Consider the following 16505-nt stretch of genomic DNA (forward strand, 5'->3'; position numbering starts at 1 on the left):
CAGGTGGTTCACCGGGCGTAAGCCTCAGGTGGTTCACCGGGCGTAAGCCTCAGGTGGTTCACCGGGCGTAAGCCCTTCACACCGCCCGGCGCAAGCCTGGTCAACGGCCTTCCCGGCCAACCCGCAGCCTCAGAGCCGCGGGAGGCGGGGGAGGCCGTTCCCGTTGGCGTTGGCGGCAACATGATCCCGGACGCCCGGAAATTCGGGGTTTTCGGCCCGGCATCCGGTACCGTGGCGGGTATGGCGACTCGTACTTCTTCCGCGCCTAGAGGAAACTCAAGCGGCAAATCAGGCAGTTCTCCCGGCCGGGGGTCCCGTCCCGCCGCATCCAAATCCGCCCGGCCGCGGGGAGCCGCAGGTGGCACCGCAGGTAGAACCACAGCCACCGCGCGGACCCGGCAGTTGGCCGTTGTTGAGCCGCACCAGCCCTGGGTGGTGAGGGTGCTGGCCGGTGCCTGGCTGGGCATCGCCCATGTGATCGGCGCCGGCATCCGGCGGGTCGGCCACGACGTCAGCGACCTCGCCCCCGAGGACCGCCGCGACGGCGCCGCCCTGTTCAACCTGGCCCTGGGAGTCTTCGTTGCCACTTTCGCGTGGTGGGGGTTCCAGGGCTGGCTCCCTGACCTCGTGTTTGCGATCGTCAACGGCACGTTCGGCTGGATGGCCCTGCTGCTGCCGCTCATGCTGTTCGTGTGCGCCTTCCGCCTGTTCCGCCAGCCCGACGACGGCCGCGGCAACAACCGGGTCGGCATCGGTTTCCTCATCATGACGTTCGCCGGTTCCGGGCTGGCCCACATCATTGGCGGCCAGCCGACCGTCGCCGACGGCTTCGATGGACTGCGCCGGGCCGGCGGCATGCTCGGCTACCTCGCCGCCGCCCCGCTGGCCGCCGTGCACACCGCCGTCCCCGTCGCGGTCTACGGCCTGCTGGCCTTCACCTCCCTGCTGATCGTCACCGCCACGCCCTTCGGCGCGATCCCTGGCCGCCTGCGCGACGCCTACGAGCACCTGATGGGCATCGACCTGCAAGACGACGACGGCGGCGACCGCCACGACCGCAGCTACCTGTACGAGAACGACGCACCGGCCCCGCCCAGGAAGAAGCGCAAGCGCCTCTTCGGCAAGGACCACGACGACGAGTCCGGCCTGGAAGGCTACGTCGGCGACGAGGCCTTCGAACGCGCCCTCATCGCAGATGAGGAAGCGGCCGACGCACCTCCGGCCAAGGGCACGAGGGGCAAGGCGCGCTCTGGCGTGGAAGCCGACGCCGCGCCCGACGTCGCGCCCGGCGTCCGCCGTCCCACCCAGGCCGAGATCGCCGTCGAAAAGATCAAAGCCGCCCAGGGCCTCGGCACGGCAGGATCCGCCGGCGCTACGGCGGAGTCCAGCGGCGACGCCACCGAGGCCATCCCGCTGGTCACTCCGGGGATGGTGGCCGCGGGATCGCTCAATGCCGCCGCTGCGGCCGCCAAGGTCCCCTCCAACCCGGTCGCGCCCGCACCGCTGCCCACCCCCATTCCGCAGCGCACCGAGCAGCTTTCCCTGGCCGGCGACGTCACCTACACCCTGCCGGCGTCGGACGTGCTGACACCCGGTTCCATCCCCAAGGAACGCACCGAGGCCAACGACGCGATTGTCGCCTCGCTCACCGAGACCCTCAACCAGTTCAACGTGGAGGCGCAGGTCACCGGCTTCAGCCGCGGCCCCACCGTGACCCGCTACGAAATCGAACTGTCCCCGGGCACCAAGGTGGAACGGGTCACCGCCCTGTCCAAGAACATCTCCTATGCCGTGGCCAGCTCGGATGTGCGCATCCTGAGCCCCATCCCGGGCAAGTCGGCCATCGGCATCGAAATCCCCAACACGGACCGCGAAACCGTGTCCCTGGGCGACGTGCTCCGCAGCCAGAACGCCCGTCGCACCGACCACCCCATGGTCATGGGGGTCGGCAAGGACGTGGAGGGCGGGTACGTCGTGGCCAACCTGGCCAAGATGCCGCACCTGCTCGTGGCCGGCGCCACCGGTGCCGGCAAGTCCTCGTTCGTGAACTCGATGATCACCTCGATCCTGATGCGGGCCACCCCGGACGAGGTCCGGATGGTCATGGTGGACCCCAAACGCGTGGAACTCACGGCCTACGAGGGGGTCCCGCACCTCATCACCCCGATCATCACCAACCCGAAGAAGGCGGCCGAGGCCCTGCAGTGGGTGGTCCGGGAAATGGATGCCCGCTATGACGACCTCGCCAATTACGGCTTCAAGCACATCGATGACTTCAACAAGGCTGTCCGGGCCGGCAAGGTCCACCCGCCGGTGGATTCCAAGCGCGTCATCAAGCCGTACCCGTACCTGCTGGTCATCGTGGACGAACTCGCCGACCTCATGATGGTTGCCCCGCGCGACGTTGAAGACTCGATTGTCCGCATCACGCAGCTTGCCCGTGCGGCCGGCATCCACTTGGTCCTGGCCACCCAGCGCCCGTCGGTCGACGTCGTGACCGGCCTGATCAAGGCCAACGTGCCCTCCCGCATGGCCTTCGCCACCTCCTCTGTCACCGACTCCCGGGTGGTCCTGGACCAGCCGGGCGCCGAGAAACTCATCGGCCAGGGCGATGCCTTGTTCCTGCCGATGGGGGCCTCCAAGGCCATGCGTGTCCAGGGTGCCTGGGTCACCGAGTCCGAGATCCACAAGGTCGTCGAGCACGTCAAGGGCCAGCTCAAGGCCGTTTATCGCGATGACGTCGCGCCCGAGGCGCAGAAGAAGCAGATCGATGACGACATCGGGGACGATCTCGAGGTCCTGCTCCAGGCAACCGAGCTCGTGGTCACCACCCAGTTCGGCTCTACCTCGATGCTCCAGCGCAAGCTCCGCGTCGGCTTCGCGAAGGCCGGCCGCCTCATGGACCTGCTCGAGTCCAGGGGTGTGGTGGGGCCCTCCGAAGGTTCCAAGGCGCGCGACGTGCTGGTCAAGCCCGATGACCTCGCCGCCGTGCTGGCCGCGATGAAGGGCCAGGACGGTCCGGTGTCCGCCGACTCGCAGACCGCGGCGCTGAGCGATAACGCCAACGCGAACATCGCCCAGGGCGGTTACGCCGAGGACCTCGTGGCGGCGGACCTGGAGAACCGCACCCAGGCGATCGACTACCATGACGGCGCCGACGGCGGTTCCGGCGACGAGGACGGCTCAGAGGACGCCTGGTCGCTCACCGGCCGGTAGCGCAGAAGGTAGCCTAGGAAGGTGAATAGCGCCGAAGCCAACGCCGGATCCGCCTCGCGGATCTGGAACCTGCCGAATGTCCTCACGATGCTGCGGATAGTGCTGGTGCCGTTCTTCGTCTGGTTCCTGCTCCTCGACGCGCCGGGGCTGCAGGCCCAGAACGGCGTCTGGCGCTGGGCGGCCGCCTTCGTTTTCGCGGTCGCCATCTACACGGACAAGCTCGACGGCGACATCGCCCGGTCCCGCGGCCTCGTCACCGATTTTGGCAAGATTGCTGACCCGATCGCCGACAAGCTCCTGATCGGTTCCGCGCTGGTCATGCTCTCGTTGCTCCAGGAACTGCCCTGGTGGGTCACCATCCTGATTCTGGTCCGGGAGTGGGGCATCACCGCGCTGCGCTTCTTCGTCATCCGCTACGGCGTTATCCCGGCCTCGCGCGGCGGAAAGCTCAAGACGGTGGTGCAGACGGCGGCCATCTTCCTCTACGTCCTTCCGCTGGCATCCCTCGCCCCGTGGCTGGGCGTCGTGGCGTTCATCGTGATGATGGCCGCCCTGGCCATCACCCTGTGGACCGGCGGCGAATACGTCATTGAGGCGCTCAAGCTGCGGTCCGCCGGCATCAAGGCAGAGAAACAACGTTCAAGGGAGAACAAGCCATGAACCAGCCGGACCCCGTTCCTCACCCCAACCTGCACCCCAATCTGCACCGCCTGGCGGAGCAGGCCGTCACCGGCGCCCTCGGCCGCGGCCTGACCGCCGCCACTGCCGAATCGCTCACCGCCGGCATGGTCACCGCCGTGCTGGCCGACACGCCCGGCGCCTCCGGGATGCTGCAGGGCGGCGTGGTGTCCTACGCCAACAGGGTCAAGTCCGACGTCCTTGGCGTCCCCGCTGAGCTGCTCGACGCCGTCGGCTCCGTGGACGGCCAGGTAGCCGCAGCCATGGCCGACGGGGCGCGCCGCATCTGCGGCGCCGATGTCGGCGTTTCCACCACCGGCGTGGCCGGTCCCGAACCGCACGACGGCAAAGCGGTGGGCACGGTCTTTGTCGGCATTGCCACGGCGGAAGGATCGACGTCGTACCCCTATTCCTTTGACGGCAGCCGCGCCGAGATCCGCGCACTTGCGTGCGGCGCCGCGCTGGAGCGTCTGCTGGAGGCCCTATCTTCCGAAGGCTACCGGGCGTAAAGTTGCCGGGAACAAAAGTTGATTCCGAATAGTTGTTACATTGTGTCGCTTCCAAATGAGGGAGGCGCCTAGGATGAAAACATCAGCAGAGTCCGCCCCCACCGGCGGACTCGACAGTACGAGGAGCAAGGCGATACAGATGGTAAAGCAGCCCGTATCCGTAAACGGCGTTGTCCGCTGGAAGGATGTGGGCCTCGCCGATCAGGCCAAGAGCGAACAGAAGGAGCGCAAGATGGTTGTACTACGTCACGAAATCGGTGATGTCCTGCGCGATGTCCGCCAGCGCCAGGGCCGTACGCTCCGCGAAGTCTCGCACAGTGCCCGCGTTTCCCTGGGCTACCTGAGCGAAGTGGAACGCGGCCAGAAGGAAGCCTCCTCGGAGTTGCTCTCCTCGATCTGCTCGGCCCTCGATGTTCCGCTTTCGAGCATGCTCCGCGAAGTCAGCGACCGCGTCGCGGTCGCCGAGGGCGTCGCGGTTCCGGACACCGTTCCCCAGGAGTTCGCGCAGCGCTATGGCCGCGACCTCGACCGGGAACTGAACTCCGATCTCACCGACGAGCTGGCCAAGGGCCTCCTTTCCGGAGCGCGCTAGCCCGCCCACTCACCTAAGACCTAAGACACAAAAGAGGACCTCCGGCCCAGGCCGGAGGTCCTTTGACGTGTTGTCCTTTGACGTGTTTCGGTGACCAGGGTTCCCGGTGGGGGAGTCAGGCGTGCTCGTCCCGGGGGAAACCGTCGCGCTCGTAGGTGGCATTGAGCTTGGCCATGTACATGGCCAAAGCCTGCAGATCCTCGGCCGGCCATTCCGCCAGGCGTTCCCGGAACACCTCACGCCGTGCGTCCTGGACCTGGTGCATCCTTTCCTCGCCTTCGGACGTCAACCGGATGGCCTGCGCCCGGCCGTCCAGCGGGTCCGCCTCCTTCGACACGAGGCCGAGGCCCTCGAGGAAAGCAATCTGCCGGCTCACCGAAGGCTTGCCGACGCCGATGCAGGATGCGAGGTCGGTCAGCCGGATGGGGCCCTGCTTGCGGATCACGCTGAGCAGCCCGTAAGCGGCGGGTTCCATGTCCGGGTGGACCTGGCGCGAGAGCTGGTGGGAAATCGACCGGCCCCGGCGCCAGAGCAGACTCAGCTGGTTCTCGACGGCGTCCAGGGCGGCGTCCGCGCCGGCGGTATCGGGAGCGGGATCTCCCGCGGACTCAGTTGGGTTGCTCATGGCAACCATTCTAGAGTCCCCGGCCGTGAGAGACTTTACTCGTGCGAATCAGTGACTTTTGGCGGCTTATGGACGACGAGTTCGGCGCGGGATACTCCCGCGTCCTGAGCAATTCGCTGGTCCTGGCTGGGGTCGGAGGCCGCACCGCGGACCAGGCCCTCAGCGCCGGCATTCCGCCGCGCCAGGTGTGGCTTGCCCTGTGCGACGTCCAGGACGTTCCGCCGGAACGCCGCCTGGGCCGCGACGTCAAACCCCGTGACACCACCGGGCCCCGCTGACGCCTGCTGACGCCCGCGCCGTCGCGCTGACGCCGGCTGAGCACCGCTGACGCCTGACACGCCGCCCGCTTGTTCGAATATCTGTTCGGATAGCGATATGCTTTTTTTCAGACCGTTTTCCACATAAGTGGTTCTCCCGATAACTTTGTCGGAGGGTGCCAGTAGCGTCAGTGATGACAGACAGAGGCCTCCACGGCCACTCCACAGCGAGAAAGTATTAGAGGTGTGAATCATGGCCGCAGCCCCGGATCGCCAGAAGGCGCTCGACGCAGCGCTTGCCCAGATTGACAAGCAGTTCGGCAAAGGCTCGGTCATGCGCCTCGGCGATGAAGTCCGTGCACCCATCGAAGTCATCCCGACCGGGTCCATCGCACTGGACGTCGCCCTGGGAATTGGCGGCCTGCCCCGCGGCCGCGTCGTGGAAATCTACGGTCCGGAATCATCCGGTAAGACCACGGTCGCGCTGCACGCGGTTGCCAATGCCCAGCGCCAGGGCGGCATTGCCGCCTTCATCGACGCCGAGCACGCCCTCGATCCGGAATATGCCGCCAAGCTGGGCGTCGACACCGACGCGCTCCTGGTCTCCCAGCCGGACACCGGCGAGCAGGCGCTGGAAATCATGGACATGCTTATCGGGTCCGGCTCCCTTGACGTCATAGTCATCGACTCCGTGGCCGCCCTCGTTCCCCGCGCGGAAATCGAAGGCGACATGGGCGACAGCCACGTGGGCCTGCAGGCCCGCCTGATGAGCCAGGCCCTACGTAAAATCACCGGCCGCCTGAGCCAGACGAAGACCACGGCCATCTTCATCAACCAGCTGCGTGAAAAGATCGGTGTCTTCTTCGGCTCCCCGGAAACCACCACCGGTGGTAAGGCGCTGAAGTTCTACGCCTCCATCCGCATCGACGTCCGCCGCATCCAGACCCTGAAAGAGGGCGCCGATTCCGTCGGCAACCGCACCAAGGCCAAAATCGTCAAGAACAAGATGGCCCCGCCCTTCAAGATCGCCGAGTTCGACATCATCTACGGCCAGGGCATTTCCCGTGAGGGCGGCATCATCGACATGGGTGTCGAGCACGGCCTGATCAAAAAGTCGGGCTCCTGGTTCACCTACGATGGCGACCAGCTGGGCCAGGGCATGGAGAACTCCCGCCGCTTCCTGCGCGACAACCCGGAGCTGGCGGCCGAACTCGAGCGCCTGATCAAGGAAAAGCTCGGCGTTGGCGTCAAAGCCCCGGCTGAGACCGAAGAATCTCCGAAGCTGAAGGCCGTTGACGGCTTCTAACAGCCGGCGGCGCAAAGGGGCAGGATTTCCGTCACGGAGTCCTGCCTCCGGCTTTGTCGGCCCGGATCAGCCGGCGGACCGCACCGATGGCGCGGATTCGTTGGCCGGGCAGGACCGGGACGCGGACCCCGCGGCCGTGGCGCGTGCCATCGTGCTGCGGCAGCTGACGAATTCGCCCAAGAGCCGGCTGCAGCTCTCGCGCAAGCTGGCCGAGCGCAACGTCCCCGAGGACGTCGCGGAGGCCGTGCTGGACCGCTTCGAGGAAGTGCGGCTGGTTGACGACGCCGAGTTCGCCGACATGTGGGTCCGCAGCAGGTCCCAGACGCGCAAGCTCGCCAAAGGGGCCTTGCGGCGCGAACTTGCGGACAAGGGCATCGACCCGGAGATCGCTGCCGGTGCATTGGATCAGCTCAGCGACGCCGACGAGGAAACGGCCGCCCGGGAGCTCGTGGAGCGCAAGCTGCGGGGATTCACCGGCGGCGAAGACCGTGCCGAACGCGACAAAGTTACGCGCCGCCTCGCGTCAATGCTGGCCCGCAAGGGATACCAGCCGTCGCTCGCCTTCCGGGTGGTGGGTGAGGTGCTCGATGCCGCCGCCGGCCAGGCAGGGGACGGGGATTAGGACCGCCGGGCCGGGGTCTGCGCTGGCCCAGCCGCTGCCCACTACCCTTACCCGTTACCCTTAACAGGTGAGTTTTACCATTCCCTCCCCAACGGCCGGCACGACTTCTCCGACAGCGCCACCGGCGGTGCCGCCAGCAGGGCCCCAGACATTCGGTGCGGACCCTGTTTCCGCACCGGAAAGTCCCGCCCCGGCCCAGCCCCGCACCTACCAGGTGCGCACCTTCGGCTGCCAGATGAACGTGCACGATTCCGAGCGGATGGCCGGCATGCTGGAAGCGGCAGGCTACGTCCCCTCCGCCGGCGAGCTGGCCGACGTCGTGGTCTTCAACACCTGCGCCGTCAGGGAAAACGCCGACAACAAGCTGTACGGCAACCTCGGCATCCTCGCCCCGGTCAAGGCAGCCAACCCGGGCATGCAGATCGCCGTCGGCGGCTGTCTCGCGCAAAAGGACCGGGAGACCATCCTCAAGAAAGCCCCGTGGGTGGATGCCGTGTTCGGCACGCACAATGTCGGTGCCCTGCCGGCGCTGCTGGACCGGGCCCGCCACAACAATGAGGCCCAGCTGGAGATCCTCGAATCGCTGGACGTCTTTCCCTCCACCCTCCCCACCAAGCGTGACTCCGTCTACTCGGGCTGGGTATCGATCTCGGTGGGCTGCAACAACACCTGCACCTTCTGCATCGTCCCGGCCCTGCGGGGCAAGGAAAAGGACCGCCGCCCCGGTGAGATCCTGGCCGAAATCCAGGCGCTCGTGGACGACGGTGCCATCGAGGTAACCCTGCTGGGCCAGAACGTGAACTCCTACGGCGTCGAATTCGGCGACCGGCAGGCGTTCTCCAAGCTCCTGCGTGCGTGCGGCGACATTCCGGGCCTGGAGCGGGTCCGGTTCACCAGCCCGCACCCGGCCGCCTTCACCGACGACGTCATCGACGCCATGGCCGAGACCCCCAACGTCATGCCGCAGCTGCACATGCCCCTGCAGTCCGGCTCGGACAAGGTCCTCAAGGACATGAAGCGGTCCTACCGTTCGACCAAGTTCCTCGGCATCCTGGACAAGGTCCGGGAGAAAATTCCGCACGCCGCCATCTCCACGGACATCATCGTTGGGTTCCCCGGCGAGACCGAGGAGGACTTCCAGGCCACCCTCGACGTCGTGGAGAAGTCCCGGTTCGCCACCGCCTTCACCTTCCAGTATTCCAAGCGGCCCGGCACGCCCGCCGCGGACCTGCCGGACCAGCTGCCCAAGGCCGTGGTCCAGGAACGCTTCGAACGCCTCACTGCCCTGCAGGACCGGATTGCCGCCGAGGAAAACGCCCGGCAGCTTGGCCGCCGCGTCGAGGTCATGGTGACGGCCCAGTCGGGCCGCAAGGCTGGGGAAACCCACCGCCTCTCCGGCCGCTCCCAGGACCAGCGGCTGGTGCACTTCTCCGTGCCCGCCGGAGCCGAAGTGCCCCGGCCCGGCGATCTGGTGACTGTCACCATCACGGAGGCGGCGGCGTTCCACCTCGTCTCCGACCCTGCCTCGGCCGAGGACTACAGCCTGCGACGGTCCCGTGCCGGCGACGCCTGGGACCGGTCGCAGGCAGATTCCTGCGGCGCAGGCCCAGCAGGCAAAACCAGCCCGGCGGGCAAGACCAGCGCGTCGGGCACCTCCGGTGTGTCCCTGGGCATGCCCAGCCTCCCGGTCCGCGGCCGTTAGCGCAGTGCCCGGCCAGCAGGGCGCTCCCGGCAACGCAGCAGTCCAGAACGCAGCAGCCCGGGCCACAGCTCAGGCCACTGCCCAGCAGGACACGGCCCAGCAGGACGCTGCCCAAAATGCGGCGGCGCAGGGGGCACAGCCGGCTGCTCCGCCGGTGATCGCCGTCGTCGGACCGACGGGATCCGGCAAATCAGACCTGGCCGTCTCCCTCGCCCTCGAACTCGACGGGGAAGTCATCAACGCCGACTCGATGCAGTTCTACCGCGGCATGGATATCGGCACCGCCAAGATCACCGAGGCGGAGCGCCGCGGTGTGCCGCATCACCTGCTGGACATTCTGGACGTGACCGAGGAAGCGAGCGTCTCGGACTTCCAGCAGCAGGCCCGGGCGTTGATCGCCGACATCCACGGCCGGGGTAAGCGGGCAATCCTCGCCGGCGGCTCCGGGCTCTACGTCCGCGCCGCCCTCGACGTCCTGGAATTCCCCGGCACGGATCCGGACATCCGCGGCCGGCTCGAGGCGGAACTGGCTACCTCAGGACCCGCGCCCCTGCGGCAACGGCTCGAGGCAGTGGATCCCGTCTCCGCGGGCAGGCTCGGCGATGAGCGCAGGATCATCCGCGCCCTGGAAGTCTTCGAGCTCACCGGGCGGCCATTCAGCTCCTTCATGCCGGCCCGCCAATACTTCCAGCCTGCCGTCCAGATCGGACTCGAGGTGGACCGGGAACTGCTTCGGCAGCGCCTGGCCGACAGGGTCCACGCGATGGTGGACCGGGGGCTCCTGGACGAAGTCCGCCGGCTGGACGCCGCAGGGCTCCGCAACGGCCGGACCGCGCCGCGGGCCCTCGGCTACGCCCAGTTCCTCCGGGTGCTCGACGGTGCCTCCAGCGTGGAGCAGGCCGCGGACGAAACCATCATCGCCACCCGGCAGTTCGCGCGACGCCAGCTGACCTGGTTCCGTGCGGATCCCCGGGTCACCTGGCTGGGCTGGCACGGTCCTGACCTCGTGGCCAAGGCCGCCGGCCTCTGCCGGGCGACGCCGGTTCTGCCTCCGGCGAAGCGCTTGGGCCACGGTGCCGGAGCGGTCCGGGCGGAACGGTAACCTTGGAGCATGGACGAATCCCAAGCCGTAGCCGCTGACCGTACTGCCGGCGATACCGCCCCGCTGAGCGGCCTGAAGTTTTCCAAAGGCCACGGAACGGGCAACGACTTTGTCCTGATCTCGGACCCCAACGGCGCGCTCGAGTTGAGCCCGGAGCACGTCGCGGCGCTCTGTGACCGGCACCGTGGCATCGGCGGCGACGGCCTGATCCGGGCCGTGCCTTCCCGGCTCCTGCCCGAGGGGCAGCAATTGCTGACCGCGCACCCCGATGCCGAGTGGTTCATGGACTACCGCAACGGCGACGGCTCGCTCTCTGAGATGTGCGGGAACGGGGTCCGCGTCTTTGTGCACTTCCTCATCGCCGAAGGCCTCGTAGACCTGCCGGCCGGCGAATCGCTCGTCATTGGAACCCGGGGCGGTGCCAAGACGATCGTCCGGACGGCTGCGGGCTACGCCGTCGACATGGGCCCTTGGGAATTCATTTTCCCGGGCGAGGCGACCGCGCGGGCCATGGACTCGCTGGTCAGCGCCGACGGGCTCGAAGTCGCGCGGCCCGCCCTCTCCGTCAGCATGGGCAACCCGCACACCGTCGTGGCCCTGGCCGAAACAGCCGAACTGCAGGCCACGCAGCTGTTCACTGCCCCCCGGGTGGACCCGACGCCTCCGCACGGCACCAACGTCGAATTCGTTGTGCCCTCCGAACCACTGGTCCACGACGGCACCGGCACCATCACCATGCGGGTCCACGAGCGCGGAGTGGGGGAGACCCAGTCATGCGGCACGGGCGCCTGCGCCGCCGCCGTCGCGATTCGCCACTGGGCCGGGCAGGGCGCACCGGACGCATGGAACGTCCACGTCCCCGGCGGCGTCGTCGGCGTGAAATTCTTCCTGGGCCCGGAGGGGCACGAACACGTCGAACTCAGCGGCCCGGCCGTGATCGTCGCTAGCGGGACGCTTTCCTGATTCGAAGGATCCGGAACGACTTCGACGTGCTCTCCCGGGTCACGCTGAAGCTGGCGTCGAGCTCCGCCGAGAGCCAGCGCTGCAACGAGTCCGAGCCGAGGTTCTTTTGGACGACGAGCCAGGCCGATCCGCCCGGCGCCAGCCTGGGAATCCACAGGCGCAGGAGGGCATGAAGCTCATCCTTGCCGATCCTGATCGGCGGGTTGGACCAGATGGTGTCAAAGCGCAGGTCGGGGTCCACGGCGTCCGGCGTGCTGGCGGATACGTTGTGCAGCCCCAGCAGCCCGGCGTTTTCATTGGTCAGGGTCACGCAGCGTTCGTTCACGTCCACCGCGTAGACCTGGGCGTGCGGTGCCCGCAGGGCCATGGTCAGGGCGATCGGTCCCCAGCCGCAGCCGATATCCAGCAGGTTGCCCTGCGGCGACGGCGCCGGGACATCGGCCAGCAGCACGGCCGTTCCCTTGTCGATCCCGTCCGGGCTGAAGATCCCCGAGGACGTCTGCAGCCGGCGCGTCTCACCGGCAAGATCCACGGTGAGCGGCTTGCGGGTAAATGGCCCGGCCGGCTGGGCGCTGAAATAGTGTGCAGACTCCATAATGGGCCAGATTAGTTCGCGGCCAGCCCGTATGGGAAACCGGGTGGCAGCGCCGGCGTCTGCTACGCTACAAAACATGATCTTGATCTCCAAGTAGCCGGCACGGGTCCCGTCCCGTCCTTGTCAGGGACGCCGGGGGACTCCGTAGCGACGCAGGTAAACGCCTTCCGCTGAGTGCGCCATCGCAGGGGTGAGTTTTCTCACCCGCGGGCGCCCGCACCACTTGGAATCCAGCCATGTCCCAGGCACGGAGTTTTGCTGGCACCGTTTTTGCTGGCACTGTGCTCCCTGGCCCGCTCCCAGGCCCGGCGTGGCGGAGGCACCCACGTCACCGTGTTTTGCACCGGCACCGGCACCGCCCACACAGCCAGTGTCCCCGTAGCCAGGCGCCTTAGCCGCCTCTACCATCACCCAGCCACCGCTCTGCACAGAGCCAGCCCCGCCCCGGCGCCGTTGCCGCGGGCATTCCAGGAGGCCCGCATGACCCCCCGCCGTCAGCCCAGCGCGAATACCGCCCCACAGAGCAACAATCGGCACTATTCTGAAAGTGCCGAACCTTTAAAGGAGACCATGACCAGCCACCCCAACACCGGACCCGATTCAGCAGCCCAGGACATGAGCCCTGAAGAGATTCAAGCTGTAATCGACCGGATCCTTTCCAAGGACACCCCCGCCCCAGGCCGCGGCGGCTCCGGCACCAGCCATGGCACCGCCACCGGTGCTGGTACCAGCAGCCCGGCGTCGGTGCTCGGCAAGGCGCAGGCCATCTCCCGCCTGGACGAGGTGTACACCAACTTCGACGGCGACCAGCAGGACCTTGAGGAACGGCACGCACTGCGCCGCAAGGCCGGCCTGTCCACCGAGCTCGAAGACGTCACCGAGGTCGAATACCGGCAGTTGCGCCTTGAGCGCGTCGTCCTGGCCGGCCTCTGGACCGAGGGCACCCTCGCGGACGCCGAGAACTCCCTGCGCGAACTTGCCGCCCTCGCCGAGACGGCCGGCTCCGAGGTCCTCGACGGGCTCGTCCAGCGGCGCGCCAAGCCCGATCCCGGGACTTTCCTCGGCTCCGGCAAGGCACAGGAGCTGAAAGCCATCGTGATGTCCACCGGCGCCGACACCGTCGTCGTCGACGCCGAACTGGCCCCCTCCCAGCGGCGCGGGCTGGAGGACATCGTCAAGGTCAAGGTCATTGACCGGACAGCGCTGATCCTGGACATCTTCGCCCAGCACGCCAAGAGCCGTGAAGGCAAGGCCCAGGTGGAGCTCGCCCAGCTCGAATACCTGCTCCCGCGCCTGCGCGGCTGGGGTGAATCGATGTCCCGCCAGGCCGGTGGCCAGGTGGGCGGCGCCGGTGCCGGCATGGGCTCGCGTGGTCCCGGTGAGACCAAGATCGAACTGGACCGCCGTCGGATCCGCACCCGGATGGCCAAGCTGCGGCGCGAAATCGCCGCCATGAAGCCTGCCCGGGAAACGAAGCGCGCCAACCGCCGTCGTAATGCCGTGCCCTCTGTCGCGATCGCCGGGTACACCAACGCCGGGAAGTCCTCGCTGCTGAACCGGCTGACCGACGCGGGGGTGCTGGTGGAAAACGCCCTGTTCGCCACCCTGGACCCCACCGTCCGCAAGGCCGAAACCGCTGACGGGCTGGGATACACCCTGGCCGACACCGTGGGCTTTGTCCGGTCCCTGCCCACCCAGCTCGTGGAGGCATTCCGCTCCACGCTGGAAGAGGTCGCCGACTCTGACCTGATCCTGCATGTCGTGGACGTCTCGCACCCGGATCCGGAGGGCCAGATCGCCGCTGTCCGGACGGTCTTCAGCGAAGTCGACGCGCGCAAGGTTCCGGAAATCATTGTCCTGAACAAGGCCGACGCCGCTGACCCGTTCGTGGTCGAACGGCTCAAGCAGCGCGAGCCGCGCCACGTGGTGGTCTCGGCCCGCACCGGCGAAGGCATTCCGGAACTGCTCAAGGCCATCAGCGACGGCATTCCGCGGCCCAGCGTGAAGCTTGAACTGCTCATCCCGTACAACCGCGGGGATCTGATCAGCAAGCTCCACGAGAGCGACGCCGAGATCCTCAGCCTCGACCACGAGGAAACCGGGACCCGTGCCGTGGTGATGGTGCGTGAAGGACTCGCCGCCGAACTGGATCCCTTCATCAGCAATGACTGAGGCTGCGGTGACCAGGACCGACGCCGAACCAGCTGCCGCCGATTCAGCTGATGCTGAGCCGGCCGAAACTGACACCGGCGCCGGTTCGGTTGCCGGCGCGGCCGGCGAGGAGTTTGTTGTTAAGCTGCTCGACCGTGCCGTGTCCGGCATGGGCGGGCAGAGCCGCGATGGCCAGCACGAAATGGCCCGGCAGGTGGCGCGCGCGATAGACAGCGGCGATCACCTGCTAGTCCAGGCCGGCACCGGCACCGGCAAGTCGCTGGCCTACCTGATTCCGCTGATCGCGCATTCGCTGACCAGCAACAAACCCACCCTGGTCTCCACCGCCACCTTGGCGCTGCAGACGCAGATTGTGGGCCGGGACCTGCCCAGGCTGCTCAAGACCATCACGCCCGCCCTGGAGAGGCCCGTCAAGGTCGCCCTGGTCAAGGGCCGGTCCAACTACGTCTGCCGGCACAAACTCGAGGGCGGCTTCCCGTCCGAAGAACCTTCCGAGGGACAGCTGTTTTCCCTGGGCGAGGACACCAGCGTGCCGCATTTCGCCGCCGCACTTGGCGGGCCGTCCTCCCAGCTGGGCAAGGAAGTCGTCCGCCTGCGCGAATGGGCCGAGGAGACCACCACGGGGGACCGCGACGAGCTCATGCCGGGCGTCACGGACCGGGCCTGGCGCCAGGTCTCGGTCACCTCCATGGAGTGCCTCGGCGCGCAGAAATGCCCGCTCGCGGCCGAATGCTTCAGCGAACTGGCACGGCAGAACGCCGCCGATGCCGACGTCGTGGTCACCAACCACGCCATGCTCGCCGTCAGTGCCTTCGAAGGCCTGGCGGTGCTGCCCGAGTACGACGTCGTCGTGGTGGATGAAGCACACGAACTTCAGGACCGCGTCACGGGCGCGGTCTCGGGCCAGCTCTCCGTGGCGATGGTGCACGCCGCCGCGTCCGGGGCCCGGAAGCACACGGGCATCACCGTGGATGCACTGAACAACGCCGCTGCCCACCTGGAGCTCGCCATCGACGGCGTCCCCAGCGGGCTGATGCCCAACGGCCTGAACAGCGGGCAGCTGGACTGCATCGACCAGCTGCGCGACGCATGCCGCGCCGCGCTGTCCGATTCCAAGGGGGACAGCTCCGTGTCGGCGGACGGCGGACGGCAGCTGGCCCGCTCGCGCCTCATGGTCATCCTGGAGCTCTGTGAACGCCTCCTGGCCGCGCGCGAAAACCGCGAAGTCGTGTGGTTCTCCCGCAACAGCAGCTTCGATCCGGCGCAGGGCTACTCGCAGCCGGACGAGAGCGCGCCGGCGTTGATCAATGTTGCCCCGCTGAGCGTCGCAGGGCGGTTGCGCGAGGGCCTGTTCGCAGACCACACCGTCATCCTGACCTCGGCCACACTGGCCATCGGCGCCGCCTTCGAACCCGCCGCCGGCGGCCTGGGCCTGGTTGGCAACGGCGCACCGAGCTGGACCGGCGTCGACGTCGGCTCCCCGTTCGACTACCCGAAGCAGGGCATACTCTACGTCGCCCGGCACCTGCCCAAACCCGGCCGCGGAACGTCCCCCGAGGCCCTGGACGAACTCGAGAAGCTGATCCGCGCCTCCGGCGGAGGCGCCCTGTGCCTGTTCTCCTCGCGGCGCGCCGCAGAGGAAGCAGCCGAGGCCATGCGGCCCCGGCTGGGCCTCAGCATCCTGTGCCAGGGGGAGTCGACCATGACGGCGCTCGTGCGGCAGTTTGCCGACGAACCTGACACGTGTTTGTTCGGCACCATGTCCCTCTGGCAGGGCGTCGACGTCCCTGGCGTGTCCTGCCGGCTGGTGGTCATCGACCGGATTCCCTTCCCGCGGCCGGACGACCCGCTGATGACGGCACGTTCACGGGCCGTGGCCCAGGCCGGCGGCAACGGCTTCATGGCCGTCTCGGCCACGCACGCCGCCATCCGCCTCGCGCAGGGCGCCGGACGGCTGATCCGCTCGACCTCGGATAAGGGCGTGGTGGCAGTGCTGGATTCGCGGCTCTCCACGGAGCGTTACGGCGGCTTCCTGCGCGCCGCGCTGCCGCCGTTCTGGCCCACCACCGATTCATCGATAGCCATGGCAGCCCTGAAGCGCCTGGCGAAAGACTAAGTCCCAAACCGGGGTCGCCACCCTGCGCCGGAAATCCGCCGCGGGGTGGC

At 67.8% G+C, this 16505-nt stretch carries 14 protein-coding genes; 12 read left to right on the forward strand and 2 right to left on the reverse strand.

Annotated features, from left to right (window positions below):
- Positions 1–240 precede the first annotated feature (240 nt).
- The 4 genes from AC1D0A_RS09740 to AC1D0A_RS09755 all read left to right on the forward strand — a co-directional run bounded on the left by AC1D0A_RS09740 (position 241) and on the right by AC1D0A_RS09755 (position 4995).
- Complete coding sequence (locus AC1D0A_RS09740; protein ID WP_476945692.1) at positions 241–3216, forward strand: FtsK/SpoIIIE family DNA translocase; 2976 nt, start codon at positions 241–243, stop codon at positions 3214–3216.
- 21 nt (positions 3217–3237) lie between these two features.
- On the forward strand, positions 3238–3876 hold the full coding sequence (gene pgsA / locus AC1D0A_RS09745; protein WP_028277224.1) for a CDP-diacylglycerol--glycerol-3-phosphate 3-phosphatidyltransferase: 639 nt from the start codon (positions 3238–3240) through the stop codon (positions 3874–3876).
- A complete protein-coding gene (locus tag AC1D0A_RS09750; protein ID WP_476945693.1) occupies positions 3873–4403 on the forward strand; it encodes a CinA family protein in 531 nt (176 codons plus the stop codon). The genes pgsA and AC1D0A_RS09750 overlap by 4 nt, the downstream gene beginning before the upstream one ends.
- A gap of 139 nt (positions 4404–4542) precedes the next feature.
- A complete protein-coding gene (locus AC1D0A_RS09755) occupies positions 4543–4995 on the forward strand; it encodes a helix-turn-helix domain-containing protein (RefSeq protein WP_026538316.1) in 453 nt (150 codons plus the stop codon).
- Between the two features lie 115 nt (positions 4996–5110).
- On the opposite strand, the gene AC1D0A_RS09760 is transcribed toward AC1D0A_RS09755, so the two are convergent.
- The gene (locus AC1D0A_RS09760; protein ID WP_028277226.1) at positions 5111–5620 is read right to left on the reverse strand and encodes a MarR family winged helix-turn-helix transcriptional regulator; all 510 of its coding nucleotides are present in this window, start codon (positions 5618–5620) and stop codon (positions 5111–5113) included.
- Positions 5621–5661: 41 nt separating this feature from the next.
- Here AC1D0A_RS09760 and AC1D0A_RS09765 point away from each other — a divergent pair, with 41 nt between their 5' ends.
- The 6 genes from AC1D0A_RS09765 (at position 5662) to dapF (ending at position 11572) form a co-directional block, all read left to right on the forward strand.
- A complete protein-coding gene (locus AC1D0A_RS09765) occupies positions 5662–5898 on the forward strand; it encodes a DUF3046 domain-containing protein (RefSeq protein WP_028277227.1) in 237 nt (78 codons plus the stop codon).
- Positions 5899–6130: 232 nt separating this feature from the next.
- Positions 6131–7183 (forward strand): recombinase RecA, encoded by a 1053-nt coding sequence (gene recA, locus AC1D0A_RS09770; RefSeq protein ID WP_018774457.1) that lies wholly within the window; start codon positions 6131–6133, stop codon positions 7181–7183.
- Between the two features lie 136 nt (positions 7184–7319).
- Entirely contained in the window at positions 7320–7805 is a 486-nt protein-coding gene (locus tag AC1D0A_RS09775; protein WP_476932176.1) for a regulatory protein RecX, read from the forward strand.
- Between the two features lie 214 nt (positions 7806–8019).
- Positions 8020–9507, forward strand: a complete 1488-nt coding sequence (gene miaB, locus AC1D0A_RS09780; protein ID WP_476945719.1) for a tRNA (N6-isopentenyl adenosine(37)-C2)-methylthiotransferase MiaB — start codon at positions 8020–8022, stop codon at positions 9505–9507.
- A gap of 154 nt (positions 9508–9661) precedes the next feature.
- Positions 9662–10609, forward strand: coding sequence for a tRNA (adenosine(37)-N6)-dimethylallyltransferase MiaA (gene miaA, locus AC1D0A_RS09785; RefSeq protein ID WP_476945720.1), 948 nt, complete (start codon positions 9662–9664; stop codon positions 10607–10609).
- Positions 10610–10618: 9 nt separating this feature from the next.
- A complete protein-coding gene (dapF, locus tag AC1D0A_RS09790; protein ID WP_476945694.1) occupies positions 10619–11572 on the forward strand; it encodes a diaminopimelate epimerase in 954 nt (317 codons plus the stop codon).
- Here the strand turns inward: dapF and AC1D0A_RS09795 are convergent.
- Positions 11553–12167: a class I SAM-dependent methyltransferase gene (locus tag AC1D0A_RS09795; protein WP_230008613.1), complete on the reverse strand. Its 615-nt coding sequence runs from the start codon at positions 12165–12167 to the stop codon at positions 11553–11555. The genes dapF and AC1D0A_RS09795 overlap by 20 nt on opposite strands.
- 570 nt (positions 12168–12737) lie before the next feature.
- On the opposite strand from AC1D0A_RS09795, the gene hflX reads away from it, so the two are divergent.
- Both hflX and AC1D0A_RS09805 read left to right on the forward strand, forming a co-directional pair.
- A complete protein-coding gene (gene hflX / locus AC1D0A_RS09800; RefSeq protein WP_476945695.1) occupies positions 12738–14339 on the forward strand; it encodes a GTPase HflX in 1602 nt (533 codons plus the stop codon).
- Positions 14332–16455: an ATP-dependent DNA helicase gene (locus tag AC1D0A_RS09805; protein WP_476945696.1), complete on the forward strand. Its 2124-nt coding sequence runs from the start codon at positions 14332–14334 to the stop codon at positions 16453–16455. The genes hflX and AC1D0A_RS09805 overlap by 8 nt, the downstream gene beginning before the upstream one ends.
- Positions 16456–16505: the final 50 nt, after the last annotated feature.

The organism is Arthrobacter sp. P1_D4 (assembly GCF_056406115.1).